The 14241-nt window shown below is 68.6% G+C and carries 15 protein-coding genes; 6 read left to right on the top strand and 9 right to left on the bottom strand.

Features of this window, described 5'->3' with window-relative positions; genetic code table 11:
• Positions 1 to 81: 81 nt before the first annotated feature.
• Positions 82 to 621 (bottom strand): DUF6912 family protein, encoded by a 540-nt coding sequence (locus NBRGI_RS16790; RefSeq protein ID WP_014987801.1) that lies wholly within the window; start codon positions 619 to 621, stop codon positions 82 to 84.
• Between the two features lie 10 nt (positions 622 to 631).
• Positions 632 to 2047 (bottom strand): WS/DGAT/MGAT family O-acyltransferase, encoded by a 1416-nt coding sequence (locus tag NBRGI_RS16785; protein ID WP_029897355.1) that lies wholly within the window; start codon positions 2045 to 2047, stop codon positions 632 to 634.
• Here NBRGI_RS16785 and NBRGI_RS49915 point away from each other — a divergent pair.
• The 3 genes from NBRGI_RS49915 to NBRGI_RS16770 all read left to right on the top strand — a co-directional run bounded on the left by NBRGI_RS49915 (position 1979) and on the right by NBRGI_RS16770 (position 6467).
• Complete coding sequence (locus NBRGI_RS49915) at positions 1979 to 2767, top strand: Rv3235 family protein (RefSeq protein ID WP_370627774.1); 789 nt, start codon at positions 1979 to 1981, stop codon at positions 2765 to 2767. The genes NBRGI_RS16785 and NBRGI_RS49915 overlap by 69 nt on opposite strands.
• 235 nt (positions 2768 to 3002) lie before the next feature.
• The gene (gene secA, locus NBRGI_RS16775; protein WP_029897351.1) at positions 3003 to 5867 is read left to right on the top strand and encodes a preprotein translocase subunit SecA; all 2865 of its coding nucleotides are present in this window, start codon (positions 3003 to 3005) and stop codon (positions 5865 to 5867) included.
• Between the two features lie 198 nt (positions 5868 to 6065).
• Entirely contained in the window at positions 6066 to 6467 is a 402-nt protein-coding gene (locus NBRGI_RS16770) for a nuclear transport factor 2 family protein (protein WP_029897349.1), read from the top strand.
• Positions 6468 to 6498: 31 nt separating this feature from the next.
• Here NBRGI_RS16770 and NBRGI_RS16765 read toward each other — a convergent pair whose 3' ends face one another.
• Genes NBRGI_RS16765 through NBRGI_RS16750 form a run of 4 tightly spaced genes read right to left on the bottom strand, consistent with a single transcriptional unit; the run spans position 6499 to position 10841 of the window.
• Positions 6499 to 6975 carry a hypothetical protein gene (locus tag NBRGI_RS16765; RefSeq protein ID WP_029897347.1) on the bottom strand — a complete coding sequence of 159 codons (477 nt, stop codon included), beginning with the start codon at positions 6973 to 6975 and terminating at the stop codon, positions 6499 to 6501.
• A gap of 33 nt (positions 6976 to 7008) precedes the next feature.
• Complete coding sequence (gene rsgA, locus NBRGI_RS16760) at positions 7009 to 7995, bottom strand: ribosome small subunit-dependent GTPase A (protein ID WP_029897346.1); 987 nt, start codon at positions 7993 to 7995, stop codon at positions 7009 to 7011.
• Positions 7992 to 9293, bottom strand: coding sequence for a 3-phosphoshikimate 1-carboxyvinyltransferase (gene aroA / locus NBRGI_RS16755; RefSeq protein ID WP_029897344.1), 1302 nt, complete (start codon positions 9291 to 9293; stop codon positions 7992 to 7994). Before aroA ends, rsgA begins: the two co-directional genes overlap by 4 nt.
• Before the next feature lie 39 nt (positions 9294 to 9332).
• Positions 9333 to 10841, bottom strand: a complete 1509-nt coding sequence (locus tag NBRGI_RS16750) for an aldehyde dehydrogenase family protein (RefSeq protein ID WP_029897342.1) — start codon at positions 10839 to 10841, stop codon at positions 9333 to 9335.
• A gap of 205 nt (positions 10842 to 11046) precedes the next feature.
• Here NBRGI_RS16750 and NBRGI_RS16745 point away from each other — a divergent pair, with 205 nt between their 5' ends.
• Positions 11047 to 11829, top strand: a complete 783-nt coding sequence (locus NBRGI_RS16745) for an SOS response-associated peptidase (RefSeq protein ID WP_029897340.1) — start codon at positions 11047 to 11049, stop codon at positions 11827 to 11829.
• Between the two features lie 38 nt (positions 11830 to 11867).
• Here the strand turns inward: NBRGI_RS16745 and NBRGI_RS16740 are convergent, their stop codons facing one another.
• Both NBRGI_RS16740 and ybaK read right to left on the bottom strand, forming a co-directional pair.
• Complete coding sequence (locus NBRGI_RS16740) at positions 11868 to 12143, bottom strand: hypothetical protein (RefSeq protein ID WP_029897339.1); 276 nt, start codon at positions 12141 to 12143, stop codon at positions 11868 to 11870.
• A gap of 72 nt (positions 12144 to 12215) precedes the next feature.
• Complete coding sequence (gene ybaK, locus NBRGI_RS16735) at positions 12216 to 12710, bottom strand: Cys-tRNA(Pro) deacylase (protein WP_029897338.1); 495 nt, start codon at positions 12708 to 12710, stop codon at positions 12216 to 12218.
• Between the two features lie 224 nt (positions 12711 to 12934).
• Here ybaK and NBRGI_RS43885 point away from each other — a divergent pair, with 224 nt between their 5' ends.
• Positions 12935 to 13645: a sigma-70 family RNA polymerase sigma factor gene (locus NBRGI_RS43885; RefSeq protein WP_280443126.1), complete on the top strand. Its 711-nt coding sequence runs from the start codon at positions 12935 to 12937 to the stop codon at positions 13643 to 13645.
• Positions 13642 to 13938 (top strand): mycothiol system anti-sigma-R factor, encoded by a 297-nt coding sequence (rsrA, locus tag NBRGI_RS16725; RefSeq protein WP_014987788.1) that lies wholly within the window; start codon positions 13642 to 13644, stop codon positions 13936 to 13938. Before NBRGI_RS43885 ends, rsrA begins: the two co-directional genes overlap by 4 nt.
• Before the next feature lie 100 nt (positions 13939 to 14038).
• On the opposite strand, the gene NBRGI_RS49910 is transcribed toward rsrA, so the two are convergent.
• On the bottom strand, positions 14039 to 14113 hold the full coding sequence (locus NBRGI_RS49910; protein WP_022597109.1) for a 50S ribosomal protein bL37: 75 nt from the start codon (positions 14111 to 14113) through the stop codon (positions 14039 to 14041).
• Between the last annotated feature and the right edge of the window lie 128 nt (positions 14114 to 14241).

The raw sequence follows: 14241 nt of genomic DNA, 5'->3' as shown, positions 1-14241 counted from the left end.
CTGCCCACGCCACAGCAAGGTTACGGCATCGTAGGTTCGGCCGGGGAGCGCCTCGGGGCCGCGGTCCGGTGACCGCGCGGCTCAGAGCAATTCGAGCAGGAACGGCAGTTCCTGCGCGGCATACCAGGCGAGCTGGTGGTCCTCGGCGTCGCCGAGCACGAATTCGGCGTCGGTGTCGCCGAGGTCCGCGGCATCCACCACGTCGACGGCCTTGGCCACCTCCGGTTCGGCCTGGGCCAGGTCGACGTGCACGCTGCCGATCTGGTCGTAGGTCAGCAGTCCCGGCAGCTTCACCACAGCGTCGTCGAGATCGGGCCGCAGCTTCGCGCCGGTCACGTCGGCGGCGATCACCGCGCGCCGATAGACCGGCCGGCCCGTGGGCACCGGCTCGGCGTCGTCGGCCGGTTCGTCGAGATCGTCGCGTTCGGCGGCGAGCAGGCGCAGCGAGGCCCGCGCGGCCTCGCCCATCGCGACCTCGGCCAGTTCCTCGTCGTCGCCCGAGGCGTAGGCCTCGCGCAGCGCCGGGGTCACCGCGAACGCGGTCCCGCCGACCGGGCGTAGTTCCCGGTTCGCGACGAGCTCGCGCAGCATCGGCACCGTCGCGGGAATGTAGACCCGCATTTTCTCCTGATCAGACGCAGGCACCGAGCATCTCCTCCATGGAATCGCGCACCGACGCGGCCAGCACGCCGATGTCGGCCATCGCGTCGCGGTCGGCGTTGAGTCCGTAGAAGACCCGTCCGTCGTAGGACGTGATCCCGATGCTCGAGGCCTGATTGCGCAGCAGCGGCGACACCGGATACATCTCCAGCATCCGCGCGCCGCCGATGTACATCGGCGTCTGCGGACCCGGCGCGTTGGTGATCACCAGATTGAACGTGTGCTCTGCGAACGTACTCGCCGCGCGCACGCTCATCGCATGCAGGCTCGCCGGAGCGAACCCGGCGAGATGGACCAGGGTCCGGGCCCGTACCCCGCGCCGGTGCCTGCCGTTGGCCTCGGTGGCGTGCGCGATGTGCGAGAGCCGCATCACCGGATTGGGTTCGCCGACCGGCAGATCGATCAGGAACGAGGACACCTCGCTTGCCGGATTCAGCCGGGCGCCGTCCACCCCGTCGACGTACACCGACATCGGCACCACGGCCCGCAGCGTGGTCGGCTCGGTGAGCGTCTCGCCCCGCGACAGCAGCCAGTTGCGCAACGCGCCGGTGACCACCGCGAGGATGACGTCGTTGATCGAGCAGTCGAAGCGCTTGCGGATCTTGCGGTAGTCCTCCAGCTCGGTCCGCACCACATCGAAGCGCCGGTTGCGCGAGATGCGCGCGTTGAGCGGGCTGTCGGGGGTGCCGCTGGCCGCCGCGCGCACCGCGGTGACCACCGAGTCCACCGCGCGGCCGGCGGCGCCGATCACCGCGAACGCCTGACCGCCCGCGTGCCGGGCCACCTCGAGCGCTTCGCGCGGCTGCGCGGCCAGGTGGGTCAGCGCGCCGAGCAGCAGTTCCATGTCGTCGGGCTCGCGCGGCGCACGCCACGCGTCGTCGGCGAGTTCGCGCGGCGAGGGGCCCGCGTCGAGCACGACGTGCCCGATCTCCAGCGCGGTATCGCCGTCGACCAGCGCGGAATGCGTCTTGGTGAACAGTGCGCACCGGCCGTCGGACAGGCCCTCGATCAGGTACATCTCCCATAGCGGCCGGGTCTGGTCGAGCGGGCGCGAGGACAGCCGGGCGACCAGTTCGTGCAGCTGGGCATCGGTGCCCGGCGCGGGCAGCGCGGAGCGGCGGATGTGGTAGGTGATGTCGAAAGCGCTGTCCTCCACCCAGACCGGGCGCCCGAGCGCCAGCGGAATCTCGCGCACCTTGCGGCGATAGCGGGGCACCAGCGAGAGGCGGGCCTCGACCAGGTCGACGAGCCGGTCGTAATCCAGCGCGGGGACCGCCGAATCGGGATCGGTGTGCCGCAGGATCGCGAGGGAGCCGATATGGATCGGATTACTGCTCGACTCGAGCCGGTAGAAGGACGCGTCCTGCGGGGTCAGTCTCGTGATCACGCTGCCCGGTGCTCCTTTTCCGATGCCGTCTCACGCCCATTGTGCTGTCGCCCCAACGATTCAGCTCGTCCGCTGTGGCGTATCCGGCGATATCGACATTCCCCTTTACCCGTCCTGGCTTCCGTGGCAGGCTGTCTGATTCGAGCACGGGGACTCGATTCGATCACAGGGGGGCATGGGATGCACAGTCGGCGACCGTCGCTTTCGCCCGCGCCGCACATCGAACCGCCGCTGGACCGTGATCGCGCGGCCGGGGATCAGCCACGGCCTGCTGCTTCGTCACCACGAGCCGCGCTGCCCTGCCGTCGCATGCCGTCACGCAGCGGGTCTTCCGCACGGGCCGCGGGTCGACGCGCCCGGCACGACGGACGCCTCACATCGTACGGGACCGAGACCGAAACAGGTTCGGCGGCACATCGATTCGCGGAGAATTCGCTGCGGCTGGTGCTCGAGGTGCTCGACGGCAGGCGGCCGGTGGCGCAGGTGCGGCCGCTGACCTCCGCGTCGGTGTTCGCCGCGCTGGAGACCCTGGCCCGGACCGCACCGCGGGCCGCCGCCCTCGGGCCCGCGCAGCTGACCAAGATCGGCGTCGAACCCGCCGGTCCGAAAACCGCCGAGGTGTACGGCACCTACCAGCGTGGCCATCGGATCTTCGCGGTCGCCGCGCGGGTCACGTTGCATCGGGCGGGCTGGCAGCTGACCGCGTTCCGCGTACTGTGAGTACCAGGGCGGACGACACGGCAGGTGCCCCGGTGCCGGGTAGCTACGCAGGCTCGTTCCTGCGGTGTGACCGAACACCGCTGCTTGTCGACGCCTACGATCGGCACCGCATTACCATGAACCGTGCAGCGGAATCCGCGCCCGGCGCGCGAGCCCGCACGCCGGCCGGGTGTACACCCTCGGCCCGGCGCCGATCGACACGACTGACACACCGACCAGAGGACTGACGAGACCCGTGCCTGCGCTGACACTGACGAGGTTGCTACGGATTGGTGAGGGTCGCATGGTCAAGCGGCTCGCCAACTTCGCCGACCAGGTTCTCGAACTCGAGTCGGAGTACGAACAGCTCACCGACGCCGAGCTGCGCGGCAAGACCGACGAGTTCCGTGAGCGCTACTCCGACATGGTCGAAGAGGGGCACTCCGATCCGCTCGGCGCGCTGATGGCCGAGGCCTTCGCGGTGGCACGGGAGGCCTCGTGGCGGGTGCTGAACCAGAAGCACTACAAGGTGCAGATCATGGGTGGCGCGGCGCTGCACACCGGCAACATCGCCGAGATGAAGACCGGTGAGGGCAAGACGCTCACCTCGGTGCTGCCCGCCTACCTCAACGCGATCAGCGGCGACGGCGTGCACATCGTCACCACCAACGACTATCTCGCCAAGCGCGACTCCGAGTGGATGGGCCGCGTGCACCGCTTCCTCGGGCTCGAGGTCGGCGTGATCCTGTCCGGCATGACGCCCGCGCAGCGGCGGGTGTCCTACGGCGCCGACATCACCTACGGCACGAACAACGAGTTCGGCTTCGACTACCTGCGTGACAACATGACGCACTCGCTCGACGATCTGGTGCAGCGCGGGCACAACTTCGCCGTGGTCGACGAGGTCGACTCCATCCTGATCGACGAGGCGCGCACCCCGCTGATCATCTCCGGCCCGGCCGACGCTTCCAGCAAGTGGTACGCCGAATTCGCGCGCATCGCACCGCTGTTGAAGAAGGACCTGCACTACGAGGTCGACATCAAGAAGCGCACCATCGGCGTGCACGAGGCGGGCGTCGAGTTCGTCGAGGATCAGCTCGGCATCGACAACCTGTACGAAGCGGCCAACTCGCCGCTGGTGAGCTACCTGAACAACGCCATCAAGGCCAAGGAGCTCTACACCCGCGACAAGGACTACATCGTCCGCGACGGCGAAGTGATCATCGTCGACGAGTTCACCGGTCGCATCCTGGTGGGCCGTCGCTACAACGAGGGCATGCACCAGGCGATCGAGGCCAAGGAAGCGGTCGAGATCCAGCCGGAGAACCAGACCCTGGCGACGATCACGCTGCAGAACTACTTCCGCCTCTACGACAAGCTGTCCGGCATGACCGGTACCGCCGAGACCGAGGCCGCCGAGCTGCACCAGATCTACAACCTCGGCGTGGTCCCGATCCCGACGAACAAGCCGATGATCCGCCAGGACCAGTCCGACCTGATCTACAAGACCGAAGAGGCCAAGTTCGCGGCCGTGGTCGACGACGTCACCGAGCGGCACGAACGCGACCAGCCGGTGCTGATCGGTACCACCAGCGTCGAGCGCTCGGAGTACCTGTCCAAGCAGTTCACCAAGCGCGGCATCGCGCACACCGTGCTGAACGCCAAGTTCCACGAGAACGAGGCCGCGATCATCGCCGAGGCCGGTCGGCCGGGCGCGGTCACCGTCGCGACGAACATGGCCGGCCGCGGTACCGACGTCGTGCTCGGCGGCAACCCGGACATCATCGCCGACCTCATCCTGCGCAAGGAGGGCCTGGACCCGGTGGAGACGCCGGACGCCTACCAGCAGGCCTGGTTGCCCACCCTGGAGCAGGTCAAGTCGCAGACCAAGGCCGACGCCGACCGGGTGCGCGAGGCGGGCGGGCTCTACGTGCTCGGCACCGAGCGGCACGAGTCGCGTCGTATCGACAACCAGCTGCGTGGTCGCTCCGGCCGTCAGGGTGACCCGGGCGAGTCGCGGTTCTACCTGTCGCTGGGTGACGAGCTGATGCGCCGCTTCAACGGCGCCGCGCTGGAAGCCATCATGACCCGGCTCAACCTGCCCGACGACGTGCCGATCGAGGCCAAGATGGTCTCCAAGGCGATCAAGAGCGCGCAGACCCAGGTCGAGCAGCAGAACTTCGAGATCCGCAAGAACGTGCTCAAGTACGACGAGGTGATGAACCAGCAGCGCACCGTCATCTACGGCGAGCGCAACCGGATCCTGCGCGGCGAGGACATGGAGGGCCAGGTCCAGGAGATGATCACCGACGTGATCACCGCCTACGTCGACGGCGCCACCGCCGAGGGGTACGTCGAGGACTGGGACCTGGACAAGTTGTGGACCGCGCTCAAGACGCTGTATCCGGTGGGCATCCGGCACCAGGATCTGACCGGGGAGACCGCGGTCGGCGACGCCGGTGACCTGACCCGCGAGGAGCTGCTGGACGCGCTGCTCGACGACGCGCACGACGCCTACGAGCGGCGCGAGGCCGAGATCGACGGGCTGGCCGGCCAGGGCAGCATGCGCAATCTCGAACGGCAGGTGCTGCTTTCGGTGCTGGACCGCAAGTGGCGCGAGCACCTCTACGAGATGGACTACCTCAAGGAGGGCATCGGCCTGCGCGCGATGGCGCAGCGCGATCCCCTGGTGGAGTACCAGCGTGAGGGCTTCGACATGTTCTCGGCGATGCTCGACGGCCTGAAGGAGGAGTCGGTCGGCTTCCTGTTCAACCTGCAGGTCGAGGTGCAGCAGCCGCAGCCCGAGGGCGTCTCGATCGACGCGGGCCTGCGCTCGCCGGTCGGCGCGATGTCCGCGCCGCGTCCGTTGCCCACCGAGGAGGCACCGGCCGGCAACGGCAGCGTCGCCCCGGCGGCCTTGCGTGCCAAGGGCATCGACGACCCCAATCGGCGGGGCTTCAGCTACTCGGGCCCGACCGAGGGCGGTGGCCGCGCGGTGCACAGTGACGCCGAGGAGTACGGCGACGAGGACACCGGCAACACCACCCGGCGCGAACGCCGCGAGGCCGCCCGCGCCCAGTCCAAGCCCAAGCGCGCCCCCAAGCCGCGCCGCAGGCACTGACGACGGAGCGAACCCTCGAAGGCGCCCACGGACTCGGGTCCCTGGGCGCCTTCGCCGTTCGCGGCCGCCCGCTCGGCGGTTCGGCCGATGTAGCCGGGCGGAACGCGCCGGCCGGGCGGCGCATGAAAGGACCGGTGCGATCGTTATTTGCCCCGGATTCGGCACGGCGCGTGACGATCAGGCGTAGTTTCTGCTCGCGTGGACCGGAGCACAGTTGAGGCATGGGTCGGCGCTTACGAACGGGCCTGGCGGGCGCCGGGCACCGACACACTCGGCGACCTCTTCACCCCCGATGTCGGTTATCTGGTTTCGCCATGGGCGGAGCCGCTCACCGGCTTGACCGCGCTCGCGAAATTCTGGGAGGCCGGCCGCGACGGACCGGACGAGTCGTTCTCGATCGAGCCCGAGGTGGTTGCGGTGGACGGACTCACCGCGGTGGTCCGGGCCGAGGTCGACTACCCGAGCCAACCGGCACGCTGGCGCGACCTGTGGATACTGCGCTTCGACGACCAGGGCCGCTGCACCTGGTTCGAGGAGTGGCCGTTCGCGCCCGGCCAGCCCGACGGCCAGGACCACTCGCGCGCCGCGCTGTCCGACTGAAAGATGATCACTGGGGAAGGTCCCCAGCTGATCAATGGTCCTGGCGCTGTGCCAGATCGGGACAGTCCGCCGCGGTCCAGTCGGCGGCGAGGTCCGTGCAGGTGACCACGATGGTGCCGGTGTGGAAGACGAGTTCGTGGGTGCAGCCGTCCGGATGCGGCAAGATCTCGTCCAGGATCAACTCGTGGAATCCGGTACGTCCCGGACTGTCCAGCGTGACGACGCGGTCCGTCGGCGCGGTGTAGCGGATGGTCAGGTCTTCGTCGTGTTTCCAGCAGTTGTGCCGGAGCCGGAGCTCGACCCCGGTGTCGGTGTCCCGGATGTCCAGGAACTTCAGATCTTTCACGCAGCGCTTGCCGTAGAAGTCGTAGTGCTCCGGGTCGGTGGCGAAAGCCCTTGCACCCATTGGCAACTCGGCGGCCAGCTCGGGCAGTCGCCGGAGGTAGGGCGCGGGGCTGAGCACCCCGGTGATCTCGCCGACCGTCGCATTCAGATCGACGTAACGCATGGACCGCAGTGTAGAGCCGGGAGTGCCTGGCGGCTAATAGTTTTCGTTGCTGTTCAGGGCGTTGAGCAGGACGCGGATGGCGGCGACCCGGCGCTGTTTGCCGGGGAGCTGGTCCAGGGCGCACTCCGGGTCGGCGGGCGGGCCGAGGTGGGTGCAGCCGCGGGGACAGTCCTCGATGGCGGCGGCGAGGTCGCTGAAGGCGGCGACCACGTCGTCGGGGGTGATGTGGGCCAAGCCGAAGGAGCGCACGCCGGGGGTGTCGATCACCCAGCCGCCCGCGGGCAGCGGCAGCGCCACCGACTGGGTGGAGGTGTGCTTGCCCTTGCCGACCCCGGACACCGCGCCGACGGCCCGATACGCGTCCGGCACAAGACGATTCACCAGCGTCGACTTGCCGACGCCGGAGTGCCCGATGAACGCGGTGAGCCGATCGTGCAGCAGCTCGAGCACCGGTTCCAGCGGATCCTCGATGCCGCCGTAGACGATGGTGAGATCGAGATCCTCGAAGGCGGAAGCGAATTCGGATGCGGCGTCCAGATCGTGCTTGGTCAGGCACAACACCGGCCGCAGTCCGCCGGCGAACGCCGCGACCATGCAGCGCTCGACGAAACCGGTGCGCGGCGGCGGGTCGGCGAGGGCGACGACGATGAACAGCTGTTCGGCGTTGCCGACCACGATGCGTTCGAACGGATCGGTGTCATCGGCGGTGCGCCGCAACACCGTTCGGCGATCGGTGACCCGCACGATGCGGGCCAGCGTGTCGGGTCTGCCGGACAGGTCGCCGACCACGTCCACCTGATCGCCGACCACAATGGGGGTGCGGCCGAGTTCCCTGGCCCGCATGGCGACGATCTGCCTGCTGGGATCCCCGCCGAGCACACAGCCCCAGCGGCCCCGGTCCACCGACACCACCATGGCGGGTTCGGCATCATTGTGCTGCGGACGGGTTTTCGTGCGCGGTCGCGAACTCTTGCCCGGGCGCACCCGGACGTCGGATTCGTCGTACTCGCGCTTTCTCAGTGCGCCGCCTCCTGATCGGCCGACGTGGAGTCGAGCATCTGCTGCCACAGCGCTACGAAATTCGGCAGCGTCTTGGCGGTGGTGCCGATGTCCTCGATTTCGACGCCGGGCACGCGCAGGCCGAGAATGGCTCCGGCCGTTGCCATCCGGTGATCGGCGTAGGAGTGCCAGCGTCCGCCGTGCAGCGTGGCGGGCACGATCTCGAGCCCGTCCTCGGTCTCGGTGACCTTGCCGCCGAGCCGGTTGATCTCGGTGGACAGCGCGGCGAGCCGGTCGGTTTCGTGGCCGCGCAGGTGCGCGATGCCGCGCAGCACGGAGGGGGAGTCGGCCAGGGCGGCCAGCGCGGCGACGGTGGGCGTGAGCTCGCCGACGTCGTGCAGGTCGATGTCGATGCCGGCCAGCCGATCCGGGCCGTGCACGGTGAGCACGCCGTCGAAAATGCGTGCCTCGGCGCCCATCCGCACCAGGATCTCCCGGATCACGTCGCCCGGCTGCGTGGTCAGCCGCGGCCAATGCGGGATGCGCACCTCACCGCCGGTGACCGCGGCGGCCGCGAGAAACGGTGTCGCATTGGACAGATCGGGTTCGACATCCCATTCCACCGCGCGGATCGGACCCGGCGTGACGGCCCAGGTCTGCGCCTGGCGGCTGTCCGCGGGCGTCTGCACCTGCACGTCCGCCCGGCGCAGCATCTCGACGGTCATCTCGATGTGCGGCATCGACGGCAGCGCCTTGCCGTCGTGGTGCACGGTCAGACCCTCGTCGAACCGGGCCGCGGACAGCAGCAGGCCCGAGACGAACTGGGAGGACCCGGACGCGTCGATGGTGACGGTGCCGCCGCGCAGCGCGCCCTTGCCGTGCACCGTGAAAGGCAGTGCGTCCCCGTCTATTTCGGCGCCGAGATCGCGCAGCGCGTCCAGGATCGTACTGAGCGGGCGCACCCGGGCCTGCGCGTCGCCGTCGAAGGACACCTCGCCCGCGGCCAGAGCGGCCACCGGCGGCAGGAACCGCATCACGGTGCCCGCGAGCCCGCAGTCCACGGTGCCGCCGCGCAGCGTGGCCGGGGTGACGGTGAGCGTGTCACCGTCACCCTCGATGACCGCGCCCAGCGCGCTGAGCGCCGCGATCATCAGATTGGTGTCGCGGCTGCGCAGCGCCCCGGACAGGGTCGAGGGCCCGTCCGCCAGGGCGGCCAGGATCAATGCCCGGTTCGTGATCGATTTCGACCCGGGCAGGGTCACGGTCGCGTGCACAGGGACATCGACATGGGGCGCTGGCCAGAAACTCACGTGTTCCATCTTCTCAGCTCGCCCCGACGGACACGCGGGCGGTGTTCGCTACTTGTGCCGCCCGTGGATGAAGGGGACCAGCTTGCGCAGCAGCTTCATGGTGGACTGGGTGCGCGAGTAGCTGAGCAGCGCCATGCCGGGAATCGCGAAGCGCTGCACCGCGATCGCGTGCGGGCGGGAGAACTCGCGCAGTCCGGGCTCGCCGTGGATGCGGCCGATCCCGGAATCGCGGACGCCGCCGAACGGCAGGCCGGGGATGGCCGCGAAGGCGAGCACCGAGTTCACCGACGTGGCTCCGACGTGCAGCCTGCGCGCGATGTCGAGCCCGTTCTTCTTCGAGTAGACCGCCGAGGACAGCCCGTACCGGTTGTTGTTCGCCAGCTCGACCGCCTCGTCCACGCCGTTCACGGTGCGGATGGTGACCGTCGGGCCGAAGGTCTCCTCCTGCACGGCCTGCGAGTTCTCGTCCACGTCGAGCAGCACGACCGGTTCGATGAACGGCGCCTTCACCGATTCCGGGCCGCCGAGCACGGCGGTGCCGCCGTGCTTCAGCGCGTCGTCGATGTGCTTGCGCACGATGTCGATCTGGCTCGGCATGGTCATCGGGCCGTACGCCGCGCCCTCGCCTTCGCCGGGGCCTACCTTCTCCAGGATCTTCTTGAGCTCGGCGACGAATTCCTCGCGCACCGACCGGTCGACGTACACCCGCTCCACGCCCGCGCAGGTCTGGCCGCTGTTGGCGGTGGCGCCCCAGGCGACCGCGTCGGCGGCGGCCTTCACGTCGGCGTCACCCGCGACGATCACCGCGTCCTTGCCGCCGCATTCGAGCAGCACCGGGGTCAGGTTCTCGGCGGCCGCCGCCATGATCCGCTTGCCGGTCGCGGTGGAGCCGGTGAACGCGATCTTGTCGATATCGGCCTTGACCAGCGCCGCCCCGGTCGCGCCGTAACCGTTGATGCTGATGAACACGCCTTCGGGCAGTTCCGGATTGGCCTTGGCGAACGCCTCGGCGAGGAAATTGCCGATGCCGGTGGAGTATTCGCTCGGCTTGAACACCACGGTGTTGCCCGCGGCCAGCGCGTAACCGATGGAGCCGTTGGGGGTGTAGACGGGATAGTTCCACGGGCCGATGACGCCGACGACCCCGAGCGGGCGCTGTTCGACCCGGGCGGCGAAGTTCGACATGAACGCGCCGGGCGCGACCTTCTTCGGCGAGAGCAGCTTCTTGGCGTTCTTGGCCGCCCAGGCGATGTGCTCGAGCGCGAGCATCAGTTCGAGGAAGGCGTCGTCGAGCGGTTTGCCGTTCTCGGCGTGGATCAGCTTGCAGAATTCGTCCGAGTCCGCGACCAGCCGGCTCGACCAGCGCAACAGGTGGGTGCGCCGTTCGTCGAAGCTCAGCGCGCCCCAGGTGGCGGCGGCGGTCCTGGCCTTCGCCACGGCCGCCCGCACCGCCGCCTCGTCGGCGATCGGGTACGTGCCGATGACCTCGCCCGTGGCGGGATTGACCGACGTGAGTGCCGTGTCGTGGTCGGCCGGTTTGATGTCGGTGGATGTCACGGTGAGTCTTCTCCTCTTGCCGGTGGATGCGCGGGCGACGGGGCCCGCGGTGTCCAGGCGGTGGCCGGTCGGTGCGCATGCGTCAGCGGACGGGCACGATGAACCCCCATCCTCTGAGAGAATGTTAGGTCAAAACTCTCAACAGGTCACCAGCTATGGACCAATTGTCCACGAGGTTGTCGGTGCGGGGTGGGAGTATCGAGATATGTGCGGACGATATGCGACCACGACAGATCCCGGCCGGCTCGCGGTCGAGCTGGATGCGATCGATGAGACCGACACCGCGGGCGCGGGCAACTACACCAACTACAACGTCGCGCCGACGACCCAGATCCTCACCGTGGTCGAGCGCCACGAGCACGGTCACAAGGACGACGAGCCGAAGCTGCGGCTGCGCCGGATGCGCTGGGGCCTGATCCCGGTGTGGACCAAGGCCGCCGAGCCGGGTGTGCCGGTGAAAGGCAAGCCGCTGTTCAACGCCCGGGCCGACAAGGCCGCGACCACCAATTCGTTCCGTGACGCCGTGAAGTACCGGCGCTGCCTGGTGCCGATGGACGGTTGGTACGAATGGGTGGTCGAGCCCGCGGCGGGCGCCAAGGGCAAGGTGGCCAAGCATCCGTTCTTCATGGCGCAGGCGGACGGCTCCCGGCTGTACATGGCGGGGCTGTGGTCGGTGTGGCGTGATCGCGCGCTGCCCGACAGCGAGCCGCTGCTGTCGTGCGCCATCCTGACCACCGACGCGATCGGCGACCTGACCCGCATCCACGATCGGATGCCGCTGCCGATGCCGCGCGAGCACTGGGACGCCTGGCTCGACCCGGACCACCCCGCGCCCGCGAGCCTGCTGGAGACGCCCGGCGAGGAGGTCATCGCGGGCATCGTGGCGCGGCCGGTCCCGTCGTTGGTGAACAGCGTGAAGAACAACGGGCCCGAACTGCTCGCGCCGGTGTCGGAAAAGGAAGAAGCCGAGCAGATCAGCTTGCTCTGATCCGCTCGGCTCTGCGCCTGGTCACCTGCAGGACTCGGTCAGATCGAGCACTTCACCGACGGGCTCGCGATGTTCAACCCGCATTTCACGATGCCGGTGACCAGGTCGATGACCTTGGTGGTCACGGTGCCGCCGAGTTTCTCGGCCTTGTCGGCCTTCTTGTCCGGGCTCTCGGTGGCGCTGTCATCGATCTGGGTCGCGGCGGGCGGGGCCGGCTGGGCCACGGCGCTGCCCGGCGCCACCACGCCGCAGGCCAAGGCGAAGGTTCCGAGCAGGGCGACGATCATGGAGCGCACACGCAGTTGCGCGGACATTTCGCATCACATCCTCGAGTCGGACGAATCTGGCTCGTCCATTGACGCACAGGTTGTCGCGAATTCCCGGTTTTACACCGTCCGTATCGTGGCGGTCACCGCCGCGGCCAGCCGGATCAGCTCGGCCGGGGCCACCTCGATCTCCAGGCCGCGCCGTCCGGCACTGCACAGGATCCGATCCCAGGACAGGGCGGAGTCGTCGATCACCGTCGGCAACCGCTTGCGCTGTCCGAGCGGGGAGATCCCGCCGAGCACGTAGCCGGTGCTCCGCTCGGCCTTCGCCTTGTCCGCCATGCTCGCCTTCGGCGCACCCAGCGCGGCCGCCGCGGCCTTGAGCGACAACGTGTTCGGCACCGGCAGCACGGCCACCGCGAGCGTGCCGGTGGACAGCTCGAGCACCAGGGTCTTGAAGACCTGCGCCGCGACCACCCCGACGCGGTCCGCGAGCGCGTCCACCGCCTCGGTCCCGAACGAGTCCGCCCGCGGATCGTGGGTGTAGGCGTGCACGCGGTGTTCGACCCGCGCCTTGGTCAGCACACGCACCGCCGGTGTAGAGGCTCCTGCCATGGCGCACACCTTAACGGCGCGTCCCGGCCGCGCGGCACCGGTTTTCCGGCGCGCGGCGGCCGCGGTGGGAACAGAGGACGTGTCGCGCATGTTGCAAGCGAATACACAGCGCCCGGCTGGGACGAAGCGCCCACCGTCCGCCTATGAGGCCCGTGAACGACGTGAAGGAGATGCCGGTGCCACTGCTGCTCGACGAACGTCCGGTGCGGACGACGACGTCGCCGATGGATGCCGGATTCCCGGTCGCATTGCCGTTGCCGGTAGATTTGGCAGGTACGGCGATCGAAGGGACAGGTGTGACGAGCGACGATGACGTGGTGACCGACGGTGTCGGTGCCGCCGCGGTCGACGATACGGAGCTGGCCCAGCGGTTCGAGCGCGACGCGCTCCCGCTGCTCGACCAGCTCTATGGTGCCGCGTTGCGGATGACCAGGAACCCGGCCGACGCCGAGGATCTGGTGCAGGAGACCTACGTCAAGGCGTTCCAGGGGTTCAAGTCCTTCAAAGAGGGCACCAACCTCCGTGCCTGGCTGTATCGGATCCTGACCAACACCTACATCAACTCCTACCGCAAGAAGCAGCGTCAGCCCGCGCAGTATCCGACCGACGAGATCACCGACTGGCAGCTGGCGGCAACCGCCGAGCACACGTCGCAGGGTCTGCGTTCGGCCGAGGTCGAGGCGCTGGACGCACTGCCGGACGACGACATCAAGGCCGCGCTGCAGGAGCTGCCGGAGGAATTCCGGATGGCCGTGTACTACGCCGATGTCGAGGGCTTCCCGTATAAGGAAATCGCCGACATCATGGGCACCCCGATCGGTACCGTGATGTCCCGGCTGCACCGCGGCCGCAAGCAGCTCAAGGGTTTGCTCGCCGACGTGGCGCGCGAGCGTGGATTCAACCGTTCGGGGGAACGCCAGGAGGTTAAGCAGTGACTGAGCGGGACCCCGACATGGACCTCGACTGCACCGCCGTTCTCACCGACATCTGGCTGATGCTGGACGGCGAGTGCAACGACGAGACCCGTGCCCGGTTACAGCACCACATGGACCACTGCTCGCCCTGCATCGAGGCCTACGGCATCGAGGAGAAGATCAAGGGTCTGCTGAGCCGCAAATGCGGCGGTGACCGCGCCCCCGAGGGCCTGCGGGACCGGCTGACCATCGAGATCCGCCGTTCGGTCACGGTGACCAAGGTGGAGTCCTCGATCGACGCCGCCGACTCCTAGCGCGCAGCACCGGAACAACTGCAACATCGGAACAACTAGAGCGGCACGCCTTCCGTAAGGAAGTGCGTGCCGCTCTACGTTTTTCGGCTGAGCACAACGCTCAGGCGTTGGGCCGCTTGCCGTGGTTGGCCGCGTTGCCCTTGCGACTACGCTTCTTACGTCCGCGCTTACCCATAGGTAGTCTCCCTTCTGATTGAAGGCCATTGTTTCATGTGTGGTTGGCTGTAGTTCCAGCGGATGCAGGCCGCGCGGCAGGGCCGTTCGTTCCCGGCGAGCGAGCTGTCCGAACCAACCGAGTGAATG

This window comes from Nocardia brasiliensis IFM 10847, from assembly GCF_000710915.1.
Classification (GTDB): Bacteria; Actinomycetota; Actinomycetes; order Mycobacteriales; family Mycobacteriaceae; genus Nocardia; species Nocardia brasiliensis_A.
This window is presented reverse-complemented; position numbering and strand designations above follow the sequence as displayed.

Excerpts from the sequence above, each read along its gene's own strand:
- NBRGI_RS49915 (WP_370627774.1), top strand. The coding sequence starts at position 1,979 with ATGGATCGGATTACTGCTCGACTCGAGCCGGTAGAAGGACGCGTCCTG.
- ybaK (WP_029897338.1), bottom strand. The coding sequence starts at position 12,710 with ATGGCAGGAGCCTCTACACCGGCGGTGCGTGTGCTGACCAAGGCGCGG.
- NBRGI_RS43885 (WP_280443126.1), top strand. The coding sequence starts at position 12,935 with ATGGATGCCGGATTCCCGGTCGCATTGCCGTTGCCGGTAGATTTGGCA.
- aroA (WP_029897344.1), bottom strand. The coding sequence starts at position 9,293 with ATGGAACACGTGAGTTTCTGGCCAGCGCCCCATGTCGATGTCCCTGTG.
- NBRGI_RS16790 (WP_014987801.1), bottom strand. The coding sequence starts at position 621 with ATGCGGGTCTACATTCCCGCGACGGTGCCGATGCTGCGCGAGCTCGTC.
- NBRGI_RS16740 (WP_029897339.1), bottom strand. The coding sequence starts at position 12,143 with ATGTCCGCGCAACTGCGTGTGCGCTCCATGATCGTCGCCCTGCTCGGA.
- NBRGI_RS16745 (WP_029897340.1), top strand. The coding sequence starts at position 11,047 with ATGTGCGGACGATATGCGACCACGACAGATCCCGGCCGGCTCGCGGTC.
- NBRGI_RS16765 (WP_029897347.1), bottom strand. The coding sequence starts at position 6,975 with ATGCGTTACGTCGATCTGAATGCGACGGTCGGCGAGATCACCGGGGTG.